Raw genomic sequence first — 15,388 nt, 5'->3', positions numbered from 1 at the left:
CGAGGTCTCCTCAGGCCTGGGCCGCGCGACGGATCGCGGCAGCAATGCGGTTATACGTACCGCAGCGGCAGAGATTGGTCATGGCATCGGCGATGTCGGCGTCCGACGGCTTCGGATTCTGCTTGAGCAGCGCGGTCGCCGCCATCACCTGCCCGGACTGGCAATAGCCGCATTGCGGCACCTGATCGGCCACCCAGGCCTCCACGACCTTGCGCCCGATGCCATCCTGTTCGATCGCATCGATGGTGCGGATGACAGCCGAGCCGATGCTGTCGAGCGGCACCTGGCACGACCGCGTCGCCTGGCCGTCGATCATGACCGTGCACGCGCCGCATTGCGCGATGCCGCAGCCATATTTGGTGCCGGTCAGCCCAAGCGTATCCCTGAGCACCCAGAGCAATGGCGTATCGGCCTCCGCCGCGACCTCGTAGTCGCGGCCGTTCACGTGAATTTTCGTCATGACGGTCTGCACCTCGATGTGAAGGGATCAGGATACAGGCGAAGGAGCCGTTATCGCATGACAAATGTCCGGCAATTCCGGACATCATGACGTGACGGATCATCGCGGCCGATCGACGCTTGGCCGCAGGCATGCGCCAGCACATAGGTGCCGCGTCCTCTCGCCTCGGTGACGATGGCGCGGATCTCGTCGTCGGACGAGCCGAACGCGCCGACCGGATCGGTCGGCGACGCCACTCCGCCCGAGGCCATGATCTTGCGCCATCATGAGCTGGGATGGGAGCGTCCGCTCAGAAGCGCGCGGCCATGTCCAGGAGACGGCGGTGGGCGCGCTCGCGCGCCGCGCCGGTGTGCTCCGCCGGCCCGCTGGTCGGTCCGATCGCGACGAAGGTGACGTCGCGCAGACCCATGAAGCGGAGCGCCTCGCGCAGATAGGGCGTCGCCAGATCCGTCCGGCCGCGGCTCATCCCGGTCGAGAAATCTCCGCCGCTCGACAGGATCACCAGCGTCGGACGATCCTTCAACAGCGGGAGATAGCCGCTGACAGGGTCGAAACGAAAGGTGAGGCCGGGCTGGTTGATGATGTCGAGCCAATGCTTGAGCTTGTAAGGGATGCCGAAATTCCACATCGGCGTCGAGATCACGACCCGCTCGGCGAGATCGAGCCGCACTGCCATGCGCTCGGCCACTGCAAACGCTGCGCGCTGGGCGTCGGTGAAGGTGCGTCCACCCATCCGCGCGTATTTGGCCTGCAGGATCTCGCCCTCGAACTCGGGCAGATGCTCGCGCCACAGATTCATCTCATCGATGTCGAAGCCCGGCCGCGCCTGCGTGAAGCGATCGAGGAAGGCCCGCGCGCCGGCGGAGGACTCCGAGTCGGCGCGCGGCGAAGCCACGAGATGAAACAGCTTGGGCATCCCCTACCCCAGCGCCTTGATCACCGCATCGGCATTGGTGACGACGGACACGTTCTGCAGGGCGAAGTTGATCGCAGCATTGTGCCAGTCCGCATTCATCGTCGAGCAGCAATCCTCCGGCACCACCATGAAGTAGCCCTTGTCGGCGCCGGTGCGCGCGGTGTGCTCGACCGACATGTTGGTCCACGCGCCCGTATTGATGATGACGTCGCGCCCCGTCGCCTTCAGGATGGTCTCGAGCTTCGTCCCCTCCCACGCGCTCATCCGCATCTTCTCGACGACGAAGTCGCCGCTGCGCGGCTCCAGCCCCGCCACAGGCGCTGCGCCCCAACTGCCGCGCACCATCGCCCTGCTGTCGACCAGCCCCTCGAACAGCGGCGCGTTCAAGGTCACGCCGGGCGCGCCTGGCTCGACCACGAACCAGACGAAGATGATGACGACGCCGCGCGCGCGGGCGACCTCGGCCAGCCGCCGCACATTGTCGACCACGCGCTGCTGCTTGGCATGCCCGGGCGCGCCGGAGTCGGCGAAGGCGCCGCCATCCATGATGACGTCGTTCTGCAGGTCCTGGATGATCATCGCACAGCGCCGCGGGTCGAGCTGCATGTCGCCGGACGCCAGCTGCGGTCCCACTGGTGCTGTCGACGACGACGATACGGCCGACGTGGGTCCGGCCGTGCGACGCGCGCTCATATAGGGCTCGTGGCGGGGGCCGACCTTGGTCGCGATGGCATAGACCGAATGGGTCGCCGTGAGATAGAGCGTGCGAAAGTCAGGACCGCCCCAGGCGAGATTGGCGACCAGCTCCGGCACGCGCACCTTCCCGAGCAGCTCGCCGGAGGGTGCATAGACCCAGACGCCGCCGGGCGCGGTGACCCAGACATGGCCGCGCTGGTCGCATTTCATGCCGTCGGGCACGCCGGGCTCCAGCTCGGAGCGGATGCCGCTGGCGAAGACGCGGCCGTTCGACAGGCTGCCGTCGCTACCGACATCGAACACGCGGATGACAGCCTGCACCGTGTCATTGACATAAAGCAGCGTCTCGTCCGGCGAGAAGCACAGCCCGTTCGGCTGATCGAACAGATGGCGGTCGACCAGCAATTGCGGCGCGCCGCCTCCCGGCGGCACGCGGTAGACGCCCTGAAAGCCGAGCTGGCGCGGCCGCTCCACGCCAAAGACCGGCATGCGGCCATACCAGGGGTCGGAGAAATAGATCGCACCGCTGGAATGCACACAGACGTCGTTCGGACTGTTCAGTTCCTGGTTCTGAAAATGCGACGCCAGGATTTCCCGCCGCCCGTCGGGCCGCTCGCGCACCAGCGACGACGTTGCATGCTCGCAGACGATGAGGTTGAGCTCGGCATCATAGGTCATGCCGTTGCATTTATTCGACGGTCGCCGCATCTCGACCACGCCGCGCTTGGCGTCCCAGCGGCGGCGGATATCGGCCGGCATGTCGGAGAACAGCAGAAACTGCTCGGCCGGATGCCAGATCGGCCCTTCCGTGAAATCGAAGCCGGTCGCGACCTGCGCCACGGGCGCGTAGGGGTCGATCAGGCTCTCGAACTCAGGGCGCAAGGTGACGTGGGTCATCGCTCGTCCTCACGCCGGAAACCAGTGCCGCTGCGGCAGGGACTGCACGAGCGGACCCGGCACCTGGTCGTGCAGCCGCCCGGTCACCATGCCGCCCTCGATCTTGGCAGGGCGATCGTGAATCGGCAGCAAATAGCGCGAGCTCGACAGCAGCTTCTTGATCGCGGCCTTCTCGGCGCGCTTGCTGGTGCCGTGATTGCCGGTCGTGCGCGGCTCGCCGTCCTGGATCTCGTTGAACGGCGTCACGATCTGATCGTTGAAATCGTAGATGACGTCGCCGCAGATCGTGGCGATGCCGTCGGCCGTATGAACATGGATGTTCATCGAGCCCTCAGTGTGGGCATTGGCGGCTTCACAATAGACGCCGGGCATCAGCTCGACCGCGCCAGTCAGCTCCAGATCGAGGAAGCGCAGCGCGCTCTTGGTGTGCAGCCGGTCGATCAGGTGCTTGATGTCGGGCGCGGGATATTGCGGATGCATCAGGCCGGACACGGAATATTCCAGCTCGCGGCGGTTCAGCACCACCGTCGTGTTCATCGGGAACAGATCGTCCTTGCCGGCATGATCGATGTGCAGATGGGTGTGGCAGACATAGCGCACGTCCCCCATGCGCACGCCGTGGCGCGCCAGCTGGTTCTCGATCATGTTCTCATGGTACTGCAGCCCGCGCATCCCCAGCGTCTCCATGATCTGGTTGGAGCGATAGCCGGTGTCGACCACGACCGGATACGGTCCGCCCAGGATCAGGAAGCCGAGCGTCAGCACCCGGCGGGTGCGGCCGCAATCGCGGCCGAGCACGAGGAAGCTCGATTCCAGCTCGATATCACCATAGTCGAGAACCTTGATTTCCAGCGCCATGAGCGTTCCCTGTTGCTTTTGTTGTCGTTGCGCGCAGCGTCATCCCAGCCGATAGACCCGCCGCGCGGTCTCTCCCATGACCAGGGCTCGCGCGCGCTCATCGAGCTCCTTGATCGCTTCTTCGTAGCCCGCGACCAGCGCGCGATAATCAGTCCAGAGTTTTTCGATCGGAAAGTTCGAGCCGAACAGGCAGCGGTCGGCGCCGAACATCTCGATCGTGTCCCGCACGATCTCGGCGACGTGGGCGGGATCGTCGCGGCGGATGAAGGTGCCGAGGCCCGACAGCTTGCTAACGACATTGCGGCAGGCCGCCAGCCGTTGCATGCCGGCACGCCATTGCTGGCGTCCTTCAGGCGAAAGATCCTCCAGCATGCCGGCGTGCTGCAGGATGAAGGTGACGGACGGGCAGCTCTCGGCCAGCGCGGCAGCGCCGGCCATTTGTCCCGCAAACACCTGCAGGTCGAACGACCAGCCATAGTCGGCCAGCCGCGCGATATTGGCGCGGATGGTCGGATCGTTGCAGAGATCGGGAGACGCAGCGAAGCGATACAGCGGGTTCTCATGCCAATGCAGTTGCATCCGAACACCGCGCAGCAGCGGATAGCGCGCGAGACGATCGAATTGCGGCCGCGCGTCCTCGACGGTGAGATCGGCATAGGCGACGATGGCGTGCGGAAAGCCGTGCTGGTCGGCGGTCCGCTGCACCCACGCGGCTTCGTCCTCGAAACCGTCCCTGCCCCAATTAGTCTGGACATAGACCGACTGCGTCACGCCGGTGCCAGCGATATCATCCAGGTATTCTTCGATCGGATAGTCGCGACGGATCGGCTCATACGGCCCGAAGATCCGCGGCTGCATCGGTCCGACCAGCCACGGCAGATCGGCCTGACGCCAGATGTGATGATGCGCATCGACATATCCGCTCATGCCGCCCTCCTTTGCGCGAGCGACAGCACATGCGCGACGATGGCATCGTCCGAGCCGCCCGGCACGATGTCGTCGACGAATGGCGCGATCGCCTGCAGCGCCTCCGTCTGCGGCTTGAAGCCGGGTCCGGTCGCCAGCGGCGTGAGCCAGCTCACGCGCCAGGCCCGCAGCGACAGCTTCCAGACGGCCTCCCGGAGCACCTGATGATCGCCGCGCTCCAACCCATCGGAGATCACCAGGACCGCTGCGCCACGGGCGTAGGTCGAGAAGCGCGGCACCGCGAGGAAGGCCTGCAGCGCCTCGCCAATCCGCGTGCCGCCATCCCAGTCACTGACCAGATGCGAGGCCGCGAGCAGCGCCTGCTCGCGGCGTTTCAGCCGCAACGGCCGCGTGACCCGCGTCAGCCGCGTGCCCAAGGTGAACACCTCGGCCTGCGGCACCGCCTGCACCAGCACATGCGCCAGCCGCATGTTGTCCTCGGTGCGCGCCTTCATCGAGCCGGAGACGTCGATCAACAGCAGCAGCCGGCGCAGCCTCGGCCGCCGCTTCAGCCGGCGCAGCGACAGCACCTCGCCGTCGCGACGCACACTCTCGCGCAAGGTGCGGCGCAGGTCGACGAAGCTGCCGCGCCGCGCGCGCATCCGCCGGTGGCCGCGCCGCTTCGGCAGTTTTGCACGCGCCTGCCGCGCGAGACGCTGCAAGGCATTGCCGCTGCTCGTGGCCGCAAGACGGCGCGCGACCAGCGCCTCGGCTTGGGTGGCCGCGAGACCGGACTCGTTGTGCTCCTGGGCGCTATCGGGATCGACGCCGTCGTCGCCCTCCTCCTGCAGCCGGATGACGTCGTCCTGCTGATCGCTCTCGCTGAGCGCCGTCGCCTCGCTCACGCCGAAATGGATGTCAAACAACAGATGGTAGGTGGAAAGCCGCTCCGGCGGCGGCGCCAAGGTCGCGGCTCCCGCACGCCTGATGTCGTCGAGACTGGTTGGCCCGAGCAGTTCGATCGCGGCGAGAAAGGCCGTGGTCTGCTCGGGCGCGACGGCAAAGCCGTTCCGCCGCAGCAGCGCGGCGAAGGTGACGAAGATCTCGGTGGCCCGCGGCAGGCGGAGCTCGCTCATGTCGTCGCCTCCGCGAGCAGCGCGTCGAGCCGCGGCGCGATGAAGGACAGGTCCTCCTCGTCCTTCAAGGCGACGCCGATCGAGCGCTTGAAGGCATCCGGCCAGCGCGCCCCGGTCCGGTTCAGCAAGGTCGCGGCTTCGGCCCAGTCGACGGCTTCGGCAATCCCCGGCGCCTTGCTCAGCGGCTCACGCCTGAGCTTCGCCACCGCCGACACCACGGCGCGCGCCGTTGCCTCGGCGACGCTGGAGGCGCGCATCATCACGATCCGCGCTTCGCGCTCCGCATCGGGATAGTCGATCCAATGATAGACACATCGGCGGCGCAGCGCTTCATGCAGGTCACGGGTCCGGTTCGAGGTCAGCACCACGATCGGCCGCTCGGCGGCACGCACCGTGCCGCGCTCAGGGATCGAGATCTGGAAGTCGGACAGGAACTCGAGCAGGAACGCCTCGAACTCCTGGTCGGCGCGATCGATCTCGTCGATCAGCAGCACCGTCGAGTCGGGCGCGCGCAAACAGGCCAGCATCGGCCGCTCGATCAGAAAACTCTCGCCGTAGATGTCGATGCTCTCCTCACCGGCTTGGCGGATGGCCAGCATTTGGCGCGGGTAGTTCCACTCATAGAGCGCGGCGGCGGCGTCGATGCCCTCGTAGCATTGCAGCCGGATCAGCTTGCGGCCGAGCACGGCGGCGATCGCTTTCGCCGCCTCGGTCTTGCCGACGCCGGGCGCGCCTTCGAGCAGCAACGGCTTGCCAAGCGCGAGCGCGAGATAAGCAGCAGTGGAGAGCCCGTCATCGGCGAGGTAATAGGCCGCACGCAGCGCCTTCTCCAGCGCTTGCGGCGAGTCGATGCCGACGATGTTGCTGCGGACCACCATGCGCCGTCACCGCCGCGTCTGCGGCCGCGCGCCGCCCTGGGCCTTGATCGCACGCAGCACTTTTTCCGGCGTGATCGGCAGCTCGTCGATGCGCACGCCGACCGCATTGAAGATCGCATTGGCGATCGCCGGCAGCACGGGATTGGCGCACATCTCGCCAGGGCCCTTGCCACCGAACGGACCATCCGGCGCCGGACGTTCCAGCACGGCAATGTCGTGCGGACAGATGTCGCCGGGCCCCGGCATCAGATATTCGACGAAGTCGCGCGGGCCCTGCCTGGGATCGGGATAATACGGCTCCGTCGTCTCATACAGCGCATGGCTCATCCCCATCCAGGCGCCCCCGACCAGTTGCTGTTCGACCAGTCGTGGATTGAGCGCACGGCCCAGCTCATAGGCCGAGTCCATCCTGACCACACCGATCTCGCCGGTCTCGTCATCGACATCGACCTCGGCGACCAGACAGGCATGCGCATAACAGGTCGCGGGCGACATCTCGCCGGTCTCGGGATCGACGTCCGACAGCGGCACCAGGAAGATGCCGCGCCCAGAGATGGTCTTGCCCTGCCGGAACTGCGCGGCGATCGCGACGTCCTTCACCGATATCGAGCGATGCGGCGCGCCCTTGACGTGGATGTTGCCGCGGCCGTCGGTCTCGAGATCCCCAGCGTTGACTTCGAGCTCCTCGGCGGCTGCCTCCATCATGACGCCGCGCGCCTCCTTCGCCGCAGCCATGACCGCGTTGCCGACGCGATGGGTGCCGCGCGAGGCGAACGAGCCCATGCAATGCGGGCCGGTGTCGGAGTCCGCGGTGTCGACATAGACGTCCTCGACCGGGACGCCGAGCGTCTCGGCGCAGATCTGCCGGGTCACCGACTTCATGCCTTGGCCGAGATCAATCGACGACAGCGCCACGGTGAACTTGCCGCTGGGATTGGAATGCACCAGCGCCTGGCTCGGATCGCCGCCCAGATTCATCCCGATCGGATAGTTGATTGCCGCCATGCCGCGGCCGCGGTGCCTCGCCATCTCAGCGCCTCCTCGTGCCGAACACCGATGAGAACCGCGTCGCGCCATGCGACGAGGATGGCGCCGGGCTGTGTGGCGGCGGCGGCTCTGGCGGCGGCGCTGAAAGGCCGCGATCGTAGCTGGTGCGCTGCTGCGCCGGCGCGGGCCGCGGCTGCACGGGCTCACGCGGCGTCGACGGCACAGCCGCACGCGCGCCGCCGCCGTCCTTGCGCGACGACATCCGGCGGAATTCCTCCCGGATCGGCCACTTGGCCTTTTCGGCCGCAACCTGCACGCATTCGATCAGCGCGGTGTTCTTGGCCTCGCGGCGATGCGCCTTCATGTCGCCGTCGCGGTACGCATTGAGGATACGGAACTCCATGGGGTCCATGCCGATGAGATGCGCGAGCTTGTCCATCTGGCATTCGAGCGCGAAGTCCATGCCGGTGATGCCGAAGCCGCGCATCGCGGTCGCCGGCGTGCGGTTGGTGAAGACGCAGTAGATGTCACCATGGACGTTCGGGATCGTATACGGCCCAGGAAGATGCGCGGCGCATTTGACGACCGCGTAGCTCGACAGCCGCGTATAGGCGCCGGAGTCGAAAAAGCCGCGGATCTGCCGCGCGACAATGCGGCCGTCGCGCATCACGCCGTCCTTGATGTAGATCCGCTCGGCGCCGCGCGGGGGCCCGAACTGCATCTCCTCCTCGCGCCCGAACACGTAGCGCACCGGCCGCCCGGTCAGCATCGCCGCGAGAATCGCGAGCGGCTCGGTCATGGTGTCGACCTTGCCGCCGAAGCCGCCGCCAACGGTGCCGCCGATGAAGTGGAAGGTGTTCGACGGCAGATCGAGGATCTTGGCGCAGGTGTCGAGCGAGAAGAACAGCGCCTGGGTGGAGGTGTAGACGACGTAGCGCCCGTTGGTGTCGGGAGCCGCGATCGAGCCGTTGGTCTCGACCGGCGCATGCTCGATCGGCGACATCTGATAGCGCTGCTCCAGCACGTGGTCGGCTTGCGCAAAGCCGCGCTCGACGTCGCCGAAGCGCAGCTTTTGGTGGTCGTAGCGCTCGTGATAGGTGAAGGTGTTCTTCGGGTAGGTCTCGTTGACCGTGGGTGCGCCGGGCTTCAACGCCTCCTCGACATCGAACACCGCCGGCAAAGTCTCATAGTCGACGTGCACCTTGGCCGCCGCCTCGGCGGCGAGGCGTGGGGTCTCGGCGACGACGGCCACGATCGGCTCGCCGCGATAGCGCACCTTGTCGACGGCCAGCGTCGGCTCATCGTCCTTGCCGAAATTGATCAGGCTGAGCAGCGTGTTAAGGTTGCGCGGCACGTCGGCGCCGCGGATGACCCGCCGGACGCCTTCGCTGCGCTCGGCCTCGCTGGTGTCGATGCGGCGCAGCCTTGCATGCGGCTGCGTCGACCTCACGACCCTGACATGCAGCATGCCCTGCAGCTTGTGATCGTTGAAATAGGTCGAGGTGCCCGTGACGTGACCCAGCATGTCCTGGCGCTGGGTCCCCTTGCCGACCTCGTTGAGATTGTCGTCGCGCTCGTCGGCGAAGATGTCCTTGCGCAATTCCAGCATGACGTTCTCCCCTCAGGCGCTTGCGCGCGACGCCGCCGCGGCCAGCACGGCATTGATGATCGGCTCGTAGCCGGTGCAGCGGCAGATGTTGCCGGAGATCGCTTCCACTACCTGCTCGCGGCTCGGCTGCGGATTGCGGTCGAGCAGCGCCTTGGCCGCCATCAGCATGCCCGGCGTGCAATAGCCGCATTGCGCGGCAAACCCTTCGGCGAAGGCGCGTTGCAGCGGATGCAGGTTCGGGCCGGTCTTGATGCCGTCGAGCGTCTCCACGGCGCGGCCCTCGACGGTCTCGGCGAGCGTCAGGCACGAGAGATGGGCTTCGCCATCGATCAGCACGGTGCAGGCGCCACAGCCGCCCTGCCCGCAGCCGAATTTTGGCGTGACGTCGCCGAGCATCTCGCGGAGAACGACAAGAAGATTGGTGCCGCCATCGACGAACAGCGCGACGTCGCGGCCGTTGTGACGGAATTGCAAGGGAGTCTTTGCCACGCTTCAGCTCTCCTGTCCCGACAACAACCGCCGCAGATGCACGCCGACCACCTCGCGTCGGTACCACGCACTCGCCAGCGAATTGTCGGTGGGCGCCGTTCCCTCGCCGGCGGCGGCCGCAGCCGCACTAATCGCGCTGGCATCGAGCGGACGGCCGTCGAGCGCACGCTCGGCGGCCTTGGCGCGGATGGCGGTCGGCGCCATCGAGCCCAACGCGATGCGCGCGCCGGTCACGCGGCCACCGCTCTGCGGAAGATGCGCAGCGAGCGTGATGACCGATCCGCCCTTGGGCTTGATCCGCGCGATCTTGCGATAACGGAACGCATCGGCGGATGCCGGCCTGATGCACGACACGGCAACGACCAGCGCTCCCGCCTGGCGGTCGCGCGCCTGGAGGAATTCCTCGAGCGGCATCTCGCGCAGGCCGAGGCCGCCCTGCATCGAGACCATGCCGTCGAGCGCGAGCAGCGCCACGGTGAAATCACCGAACGGCGCCGGCGCGAACAGATTGCCTCCGACCGTGCCCATGTTGCGCACCGCCGGCCCGCCGATCGAACGCGCCGCCGGATGCAGAAACGTGAGATCGCGCTCGGCCAGCACGCGCGCGAAGGTGACGCCGGCGCCGATGCGCACACGGGTGCCGGCGGCCTCGATGCCCTGCAAGGCGCGGTCGGTGGCGCGGACGACGGTCGCAACCGAGACGTCGCCCTCGTTGAGATCGCGCATCACCAAGGTGCCGCCGCCGAGATAGCGCGCGGCGCGATCGGACGACAGCGCGGTTGCCGCCTCGCTCAGCGCCTGGAATGTCCTGACCGTCACCGGCATCGGTTCACCTCTTGGTCATGCCGCCTGCTTCAGATGCGATCGGATCGCCTCGAAGCCGGCCTGGTAGATGTCTTCCGCCACCATGCGCATCAGAGCCTCGGCCTGCTCCGGACGAGTCGTGAAGCGGCTTTCCCAATGCCAGAAGGTGCGGTCACCATCGGTGACCGGCAGCAGCCGGACATGCGCGACGTAGTTGAACATCGCGATCGGCGTATCGAGCAGGCAGTAGCTGAAGCTCTGTTCGAGGTCGGACAGCGCGAGCAATTGCTCGCGCAGTTCCGAGCCGTCCTGGAGCCGGAAGCGCCTGACGCAGCCGATCTTGTCTGAGGTCTGCGAGCGCTCGATCGCCGAGGTCGCCACCGCCGGGTGCCAGCGATCGTGGCCGTTGAAGTCGCGCAGCACCTCCCACACCCGGTCGGTCGGCGCGTCGATGATGGTGCTCTTGACGACGTGCGGCACGGCGCTAGCCTCCGAAGGCGCGCTTGAGCGCATCGAAGCCGCCCTGGAACACGCCGCCGCCGATCGAGCCGACCAGATCAGCCTCGCGCTCCGGCGCGCAGTCGAACTCGGCGGTCCATTCAAGGAACGTCTTGTCGCCATCGGTGACCGGTGTCAGCCGCAAGGTCGCCACGTAGTTCGACACGCCCATCGGCGATTCCAGGATCGAATAGGTGCAGAACATGTCGTAGTCGGACAGGCCGAGCAGCTTCTCGCGGATGCGATCGCCGTTGCGTAAGCGGAAATCCCTGACGCAGCCGATCTTGTCGGCGGGCTCGCCGCCCTCGATGCGGCTTTCGGCGATCGCGGGATGCCAGTTCGGCAGGCCGTTGAAATCGCGGACGCGCGCCCACACCCGATCATTGCGCGCATTGACGACAGTGGAGACGTAAACCCTCGCCATCTCGCATCAGCCCTTCTTGCGCGGGCCGCGATCGGACGGCGACTCGGATGGATTGGCCTCACCTCCTCCGCCACCTGCACCCGCGTCCTTGCGCGCCGCCGTGTCCTTGCGGATGCCCTGCATGTCCCGGGCTTCGCGGATCAGGCCCGGCATCTTGGCGAGGCTGCCGCCCTCGACGCCGATGTCGGAGAGAATGGAATCGATCAGCGGCGCCTGCACCCGGTAGCGCAGCGCGGAGTCGATCACCTCGTCGGTCGCGCTGCGGCCGCCATTGCCGTTGCCGCCATGGCCGTTGAGGCCGTCGACCTGGAGGATGCGGATGCCCTCGATCTTCTCCATCGGCTTGACGCTCTCGCGCACGATGCCCTCGATGCGGTCGAGCAGCTTGCGGCGGAACAGCGAATATCGCGCCTGGTCGGTCAGCACGTTCTCGGCCTCGTTGAGCAGCCGCTGCGCTTCGGCCTCGACGGCGGCGCGGACACGCTCGGCCTCAGCGGCGATCCGCGTCTCCTCCGCCTGCTTCTCGGCGAGCAGCACCTCGACCGTCTTGCGGCGACGAGCGATCTCGCTCTCGCGCGCGGTGATGACTTTTTCCGCGGCCTCGGTGGCCCGCGTGCGCGCCTCCTCGGCGGTCACCTTGGCTGCGGACTCCTCCAGCGACTTTTGATAGAGCGCGATCGCCTTCTCCATCAGCGCCGTCTCGACGTCCTTCTCGCGGTTGACCTCGAGCTTGCGCAGCTCGCGCTCCCGGCCGATGCGCGCTTCGTCGAGGCCGCGATCCGAGGCAATGCGCGCGCGCTCGACCTCCTCGCGGGCGGCGATCTCGGCCTCCTGCAGCGACTGCACGCGGGCGACTTCCAACTGCTCGATGGCGCGGCGGCGCTCCAGCCGGACCGCCTCCAGCGCCTGCTCGCGCGAGACGTCGGCGGTCTCGACCTGCTTGCGCGCGACGATCTCGGCTTCCTTGACCTGGCGGTCGGCATCGATGCGCTCGGCGCGCTTGGCGGCGAGCTCGATGACGCGCGTCTCATCCGCGAGCTCGATTGCCTTCTTCTGATCGATGTTGAGCACCTCGCGCGTCCGCGACGAGGCGATGCGCTCGGCCTCCAGCGCCAGCTCAACCTCGATGCGGCGTCGCTCCACTGCTTCACGCCGCTTGAGATCGGCTGCCTCGACGGCTTCGGTGCGCGCGATCTCCAGGCTGCGCGTTTCCTGCTCGGAGAGGATGCGCTTGGCAGCAACGGCCTGCTCCTGCGCGATCCGCGCCGCCTCGATCGCCTCGCGCGAGGCGATGTCGGCCTCCTCGATGGTCCTGACGCGAGCGATCTCCAGGGCCCGAACGCGCTCCTCCTGGGCAATGCGACTCGCTTCGGTCGCCTCGCGCGCGGCGATGCCAGCGATCTCGATGCCCTGGTTGCGCTCGATCTCCAGCTTGCGCGTGGCATGCTCCGCGGCAATGCGCTCGGCCGACAGCGCCTGCTCGCGCGCGATGCGCGCGGCTTCGACCGCCTTCTGCGCCTCAATCTCGGCTTCCTGAATGGCGCGCACCTGAGCGATCTCGGTGGCGCGGGTGCGCTCGTCGGAGCTGATGCGCTCCAGGTTGACGATCATGGTCTGCGCGATGCGCGCCTTCTCGGTCGCCTCGCGCGCGGCGATTTCCGCCTGCTCGATCGCGCGTGTGCGTTCGATCTCGCGCCGCCGCGTCTCCTCGTCATTGGCGATGCGGGCGTCGGAGACGACGCGATCTTGCTGGATGCGGGCCTTCTCGACCGCCTCGCGCGCGGCGATCTCGGCCTCCTCGATGGTGCGGGTGCGTTCGATGTCGCGCTGGCGCACCTCGCGCTCGGACTCGATGCGGGCGGCGTCGATCGCGCGCTGGTTGGCGATGCGGGCCTTCTCAATATCCTCGCGCGCCAAGAGCTCGCGCTCCTCGACCGCGCGTGTCCGCTCGATCTCGCGCTGCCTTGTGTCGCGCTCGGCGGCGATCCGCGCCTCAGCAATGGTCAGCTCATTGGCGATGCGCGCCTTCTCGATCGCCTCACGCGCCGATATCTGCGCCTGCTCGGCCTCGGTCTCGCGCAGCGCCCGCTCGCGCGCGACTTCGGTACGTTGGAGTGCGCGGCGCATCTCGATGTCGCGCTCCTGCTCCAGCCGCGCCGTCTCGCTCTCGCGCTCGATCTCCAGCGCCTCGCGCTCGGCCTCGAGGTTGCGGGTGCGGATCTTGATCATCGAGTCCTGCTCGATGTCGTTGCGCAGCTTGCGCTTGCTCTCGATGTCCTCCATCAGCCGGGTCAGGCCTTCGGCGTCGAACCGGTTCGACGGGTTGAAGAACTCCAGATCGGTCTGGTCGAGATCGGTGATCGCGACGGATTCAAGCTCGAGGCCGTTCTGGGCCAGCGCCTCGGAGGCGGCGGCCTTCACGCGGGAGACGTAGTCGCCGCGCTGCTCGTGCATCTGCTCCATCGTCATTTCCGCCGCCACCGAGCGCAGCGCGGAGATGAACTTGCCGGACAGCAGCGCGTGCAGCTTTTCCGGTTCGAGGGTACGGCGGCCGAGCGTCGCGGCCGCGATCGACACCGCCTCGCGGGTCGGCTGCACACGCACGTAGAAATCGGCCTCGACGTCGACCCGCATGCGATCACGGGTGATGACGGCATCCTGTCTCGCGCGCGTGATGCCCATCGGCAACACGTTCATGTTGACCGGCGTATAGTCGTGAATGAAAGGCATCACGAAGGCGCCACCATTGATCACGACCCGCTCGCCCATGAAGCCGGTGCGGACGAAAGACACCTCTTTCGAGGAGCGGTGGTACAGCCAGTTGACGATGTAGACGGCGACCACGATCACGATAATCGCGACGATCAGCCACAGGATCAGCTCACCGATCAATGCCCCGGACATTGCATTCCTCCTTCAGTCTTCTGTCCGGCGGGCGCGGCGCCAGGCGCCATCGCTGCCGGATCTCATGTTGTCGCCTCAGACGCGGCGCGGCCGCGAGCTGATCGCCTTGAAATGTCGCACCTGCTCGGTCAGCGCGCGCTCCACCGGCAGCCGCTCCATCGAGGAGGCGCCGTAGAAGCCGTGGCAGTTCTTGGTGTGCTTCATGATGAAATCGGCATCCGCCGGCTCCGCGATCGGGCCGCCATGCGCCAGCACCAGGATTTCGGGGTTGACGCTGAGCGCCGCGGAGGCCCAGCTGTCGATCAGGCCGGGACAATCCTCCAGCTTCGGTGCGGTCTGTGCGCCGATCGAGCCGCCGGTGGTCAGGCCGAGATGGCAGACGATGATGTCGGCGCCGGCGATCGCCATGCCCGTGGCCTGCGCCTCGTTGAACACGTAGGGCGTCGTCAGCAGATCCTTTTCATGCGCGCGGCCGATCATGTCGATCTCCAGCGCGTAGGAAATGCCGGTCTCCTCGAGATTGGCACGGAAGGTGCCATCGATCAGGCCAACGGTCGGAAAGTTCTGCACGCCGGAGAAGCCAAGCGTCTTCAACTCGTCGAGAAACACATCCATGTCGCGGAACGGGTCGGTGCCGTTGACGCCCGCGAGCACCGGCGTGTTCTTCACGACAGGCAGCACCTCGGCGGCCATCTCGACCACGATCGCGTTGGCATCGCCATAGGCCATCAGCCCGGCGAGCGAGCCGCGGCCGGCCATGCGGTAGCGGCCGGAATTGTAGATCACGATCAGATCGATGCCGCCGGCTTCCTCGCATTTCGCCGACAGTCCGGTGCCGGCGCCGCCGCCGATGATCGGCACGCCGCGACGGACCATGTCGCGGAACTTCTTCAGCAGCGGTGCGCGCTCATATCTCGGCATGCCCC

The 15,388-nt window shown here is 67.0% G+C and carries 15 protein-coding genes and 1 pseudogene; all 16 read right to left on the bottom strand.

The genetic code is table 11. The features are described from left to right. Positions 1-10 precede the first annotated feature (10 nt). The gene (locus tag ACVILH_RS19130; RefSeq protein WP_456714270.1) at positions 11-460 is read right to left on the bottom strand and encodes a (2Fe-2S)-binding protein; all 450 of its coding nucleotides are present in this window, start codon (positions 458-460) and stop codon (positions 11-13) included. Between the two features lie 104 nt (positions 461-564). After that, positions 565-717 (bottom strand): annotated as a pseudogene (locus tag ACVILH_RS19125) (amidohydrolase family protein); the annotation flags it as partial. A 32-nt stretch (positions 718-749) separates the two neighbouring features. Beyond that, complete coding sequence (locus ACVILH_RS19120) at positions 750-1,376, bottom strand: FMN-dependent NADH-azoreductase (protein WP_456714269.1); 627 nt, start codon at positions 1,374-1,376, stop codon at positions 750-752. A 3-nt stretch (positions 1,377-1,379) separates the two neighbouring features. Further along, complete coding sequence (locus ACVILH_RS19115) at positions 1,380-2,969, bottom strand: isochorismatase family protein (RefSeq protein ID WP_456714268.1); 1,590 nt, start codon at positions 2,967-2,969, stop codon at positions 1,380-1,382. Positions 2,970-2,978: 9 nt separating this feature from the next. Beyond that, positions 2,979-3,827, bottom strand: a complete 849-nt coding sequence (locus tag ACVILH_RS19110) for an MBL fold metallo-hydrolase (protein ID WP_456714267.1) — start codon at positions 3,825-3,827, stop codon at positions 2,979-2,981. A 39-nt stretch (positions 3,828-3,866) separates the two neighbouring features. Then, on the bottom strand, positions 3,867-4,754 hold the full coding sequence (locus ACVILH_RS19105; RefSeq protein WP_456714266.1) for an amidohydrolase family protein: 888 nt from the start codon (positions 4,752-4,754) through the stop codon (positions 3,867-3,869). Next, a complete protein-coding gene (locus ACVILH_RS19100; protein WP_456714265.1) occupies positions 4,751-5,869 on the bottom strand; it encodes a VWA domain-containing protein in 1,119 nt (372 codons plus the stop codon). The genes ACVILH_RS19105 and ACVILH_RS19100 overlap by 4 nt, the downstream gene beginning before the upstream one ends. After that, positions 5,866-6,747 (bottom strand): AAA family ATPase, encoded by an 882-nt coding sequence (locus tag ACVILH_RS19095; protein WP_456714264.1) that lies wholly within the window; start codon positions 6,745-6,747, stop codon positions 5,866-5,868. The genes ACVILH_RS19100 and ACVILH_RS19095 overlap by 4 nt, the downstream gene beginning before the upstream one ends. A gap of 6 nt (positions 6,748-6,753) precedes the next feature. Next, positions 6,754-7,776: a xanthine dehydrogenase family protein molybdopterin-binding subunit gene (locus tag ACVILH_RS19090; RefSeq protein ID WP_456714263.1), complete on the bottom strand. Its 1,023-nt coding sequence runs from the start codon at positions 7,774-7,776 to the stop codon at positions 6,754-6,756. A 1-nt stretch (position 7,777) separates the two neighbouring features. Next, positions 7,778-9,343 (bottom strand): xanthine dehydrogenase family protein molybdopterin-binding subunit, encoded by a 1,566-nt coding sequence (locus ACVILH_RS19085; RefSeq protein WP_456714262.1) that lies wholly within the window; start codon positions 9,341-9,343, stop codon positions 7,778-7,780. A gap of 12 nt (positions 9,344-9,355) precedes the next feature. Further along, positions 9,356-9,832 (bottom strand): (2Fe-2S)-binding protein, encoded by a 477-nt coding sequence (locus tag ACVILH_RS19080; RefSeq protein ID WP_456714261.1) that lies wholly within the window; start codon positions 9,830-9,832, stop codon positions 9,356-9,358. Between the two features lie 3 nt (positions 9,833-9,835). Then, positions 9,836-10,657, bottom strand: coding sequence for an FAD binding domain-containing protein (locus ACVILH_RS19075; protein WP_456714260.1), 822 nt, complete (start codon positions 10,655-10,657; stop codon positions 9,836-9,838). Between the two features lie 15 nt (positions 10,658-10,672). Next, positions 10,673-11,116, bottom strand: coding sequence for an SRPBCC family protein (locus ACVILH_RS19070; protein WP_456714259.1), 444 nt, complete (start codon positions 11,114-11,116; stop codon positions 10,673-10,675). A gap of 4 nt (positions 11,117-11,120) precedes the next feature. Next, positions 11,121-11,558 carry an SRPBCC family protein gene (locus tag ACVILH_RS19065; protein WP_006609919.1) on the bottom strand — a complete coding sequence of 146 codons (438 nt, stop codon included), beginning with the start codon at positions 11,556-11,558 and terminating at the stop codon, positions 11,121-11,123. 6 nt (positions 11,559-11,564) lie between these two features. Beyond that, a complete protein-coding gene (locus ACVILH_RS19060) occupies positions 11,565-14,462 on the bottom strand; it encodes a flotillin domain-containing protein (RefSeq protein ID WP_456714258.1) in 2,898 nt (965 codons plus the stop codon). A 75-nt stretch (positions 14,463-14,537) separates the two neighbouring features. Continuing rightward, positions 14,538-15,383, bottom strand: a complete 846-nt coding sequence (locus tag ACVILH_RS19055) for a phosphoenolpyruvate hydrolase family protein (RefSeq protein WP_456714257.1) — start codon at positions 15,381-15,383, stop codon at positions 14,538-14,540. Positions 15,384-15,388: the final 5 nt, after the last annotated feature.

The sequence above is a fragment of the Bradyrhizobium sp. USDA 4353 genome, assembly GCF_054063215.1.
The sequence above is the reverse complement of the archived record's forward strand: the minus strand, read 5'-3'. Positions and strand labels throughout refer to the sequence as shown.

What these genes read in the sequence shown, in the direction of transcription:
- ACVILH_RS19115 (WP_456714268.1), bottom strand. Translation starts at nt 2,969, where the DNA reads ATGACCCACGTCACCTTGCGCCCTGAGTTCGAGAGCCTGATCGACCCC.
- ACVILH_RS19130 (WP_456714270.1), bottom strand. Translation starts at nt 460, where the DNA reads ATGACGAAAATTCACGTGAACGGCCGCGACTACGAGGTCGCGGCGGAG.
- ACVILH_RS19085 (WP_456714262.1), bottom strand. Translation starts at nt 9,343, where the DNA reads ATGCTGGAATTGCGCAAGGACATCTTCGCCGACGAGCGCGACGACAAT.
- ACVILH_RS19055 (WP_456714257.1), bottom strand. Translation starts at nt 15,383, where the DNA reads ATGCCGAGATATGAGCGCGCACCGCTGCTGAAGAAGTTCCGCGACATG.
- ACVILH_RS19095 (WP_456714264.1), bottom strand. Translation starts at nt 6,747, where the DNA reads ATGGTGGTCCGCAGCAACATCGTCGGCATCGACTCGCCGCAAGCGCTG.
- ACVILH_RS19100 (WP_456714265.1), bottom strand. Translation starts at nt 5,869, where the DNA reads ATGAGCGAGCTCCGCCTGCCGCGGGCCACCGAGATCTTCGTCACCTTC.
- ACVILH_RS19090 (WP_456714263.1), bottom strand. Translation starts at nt 7,776, where the DNA reads ATGGCGAGGCACCGCGGCCGCGGCATGGCGGCAATCAACTATCCGATC.
- ACVILH_RS19105 (WP_456714266.1), bottom strand. Translation starts at nt 4,754, where the DNA reads ATGAGCGGATATGTCGATGCGCATCATCACATCTGGCGTCAGGCCGAT.
- ACVILH_RS19110 (WP_456714267.1), bottom strand. Translation starts at nt 3,827, where the DNA reads ATGGCGCTGGAAATCAAGGTTCTCGACTATGGTGATATCGAGCTGGAA.
- ACVILH_RS19060 (WP_456714258.1), bottom strand. Translation starts at nt 14,462, where the DNA reads ATGTCCGGGGCATTGATCGGTGAGCTGATCCTGTGGCTGATCGTCGCG.
- ACVILH_RS19075 (WP_456714260.1), bottom strand. Translation starts at nt 10,657, where the DNA reads ATGCCGGTGACGGTCAGGACATTCCAGGCGCTGAGCGAGGCGGCAACC.
- ACVILH_RS19065 (WP_006609919.1), bottom strand. Translation starts at nt 11,558, where the DNA reads ATGGCGAGGGTTTACGTCTCCACTGTCGTCAATGCGCGCAATGATCGG.
- ACVILH_RS19120 (WP_456714269.1), bottom strand. Translation starts at nt 1,376, where the DNA reads ATGCCCAAGCTGTTTCATCTCGTGGCTTCGCCGCGCGCCGACTCGGAG.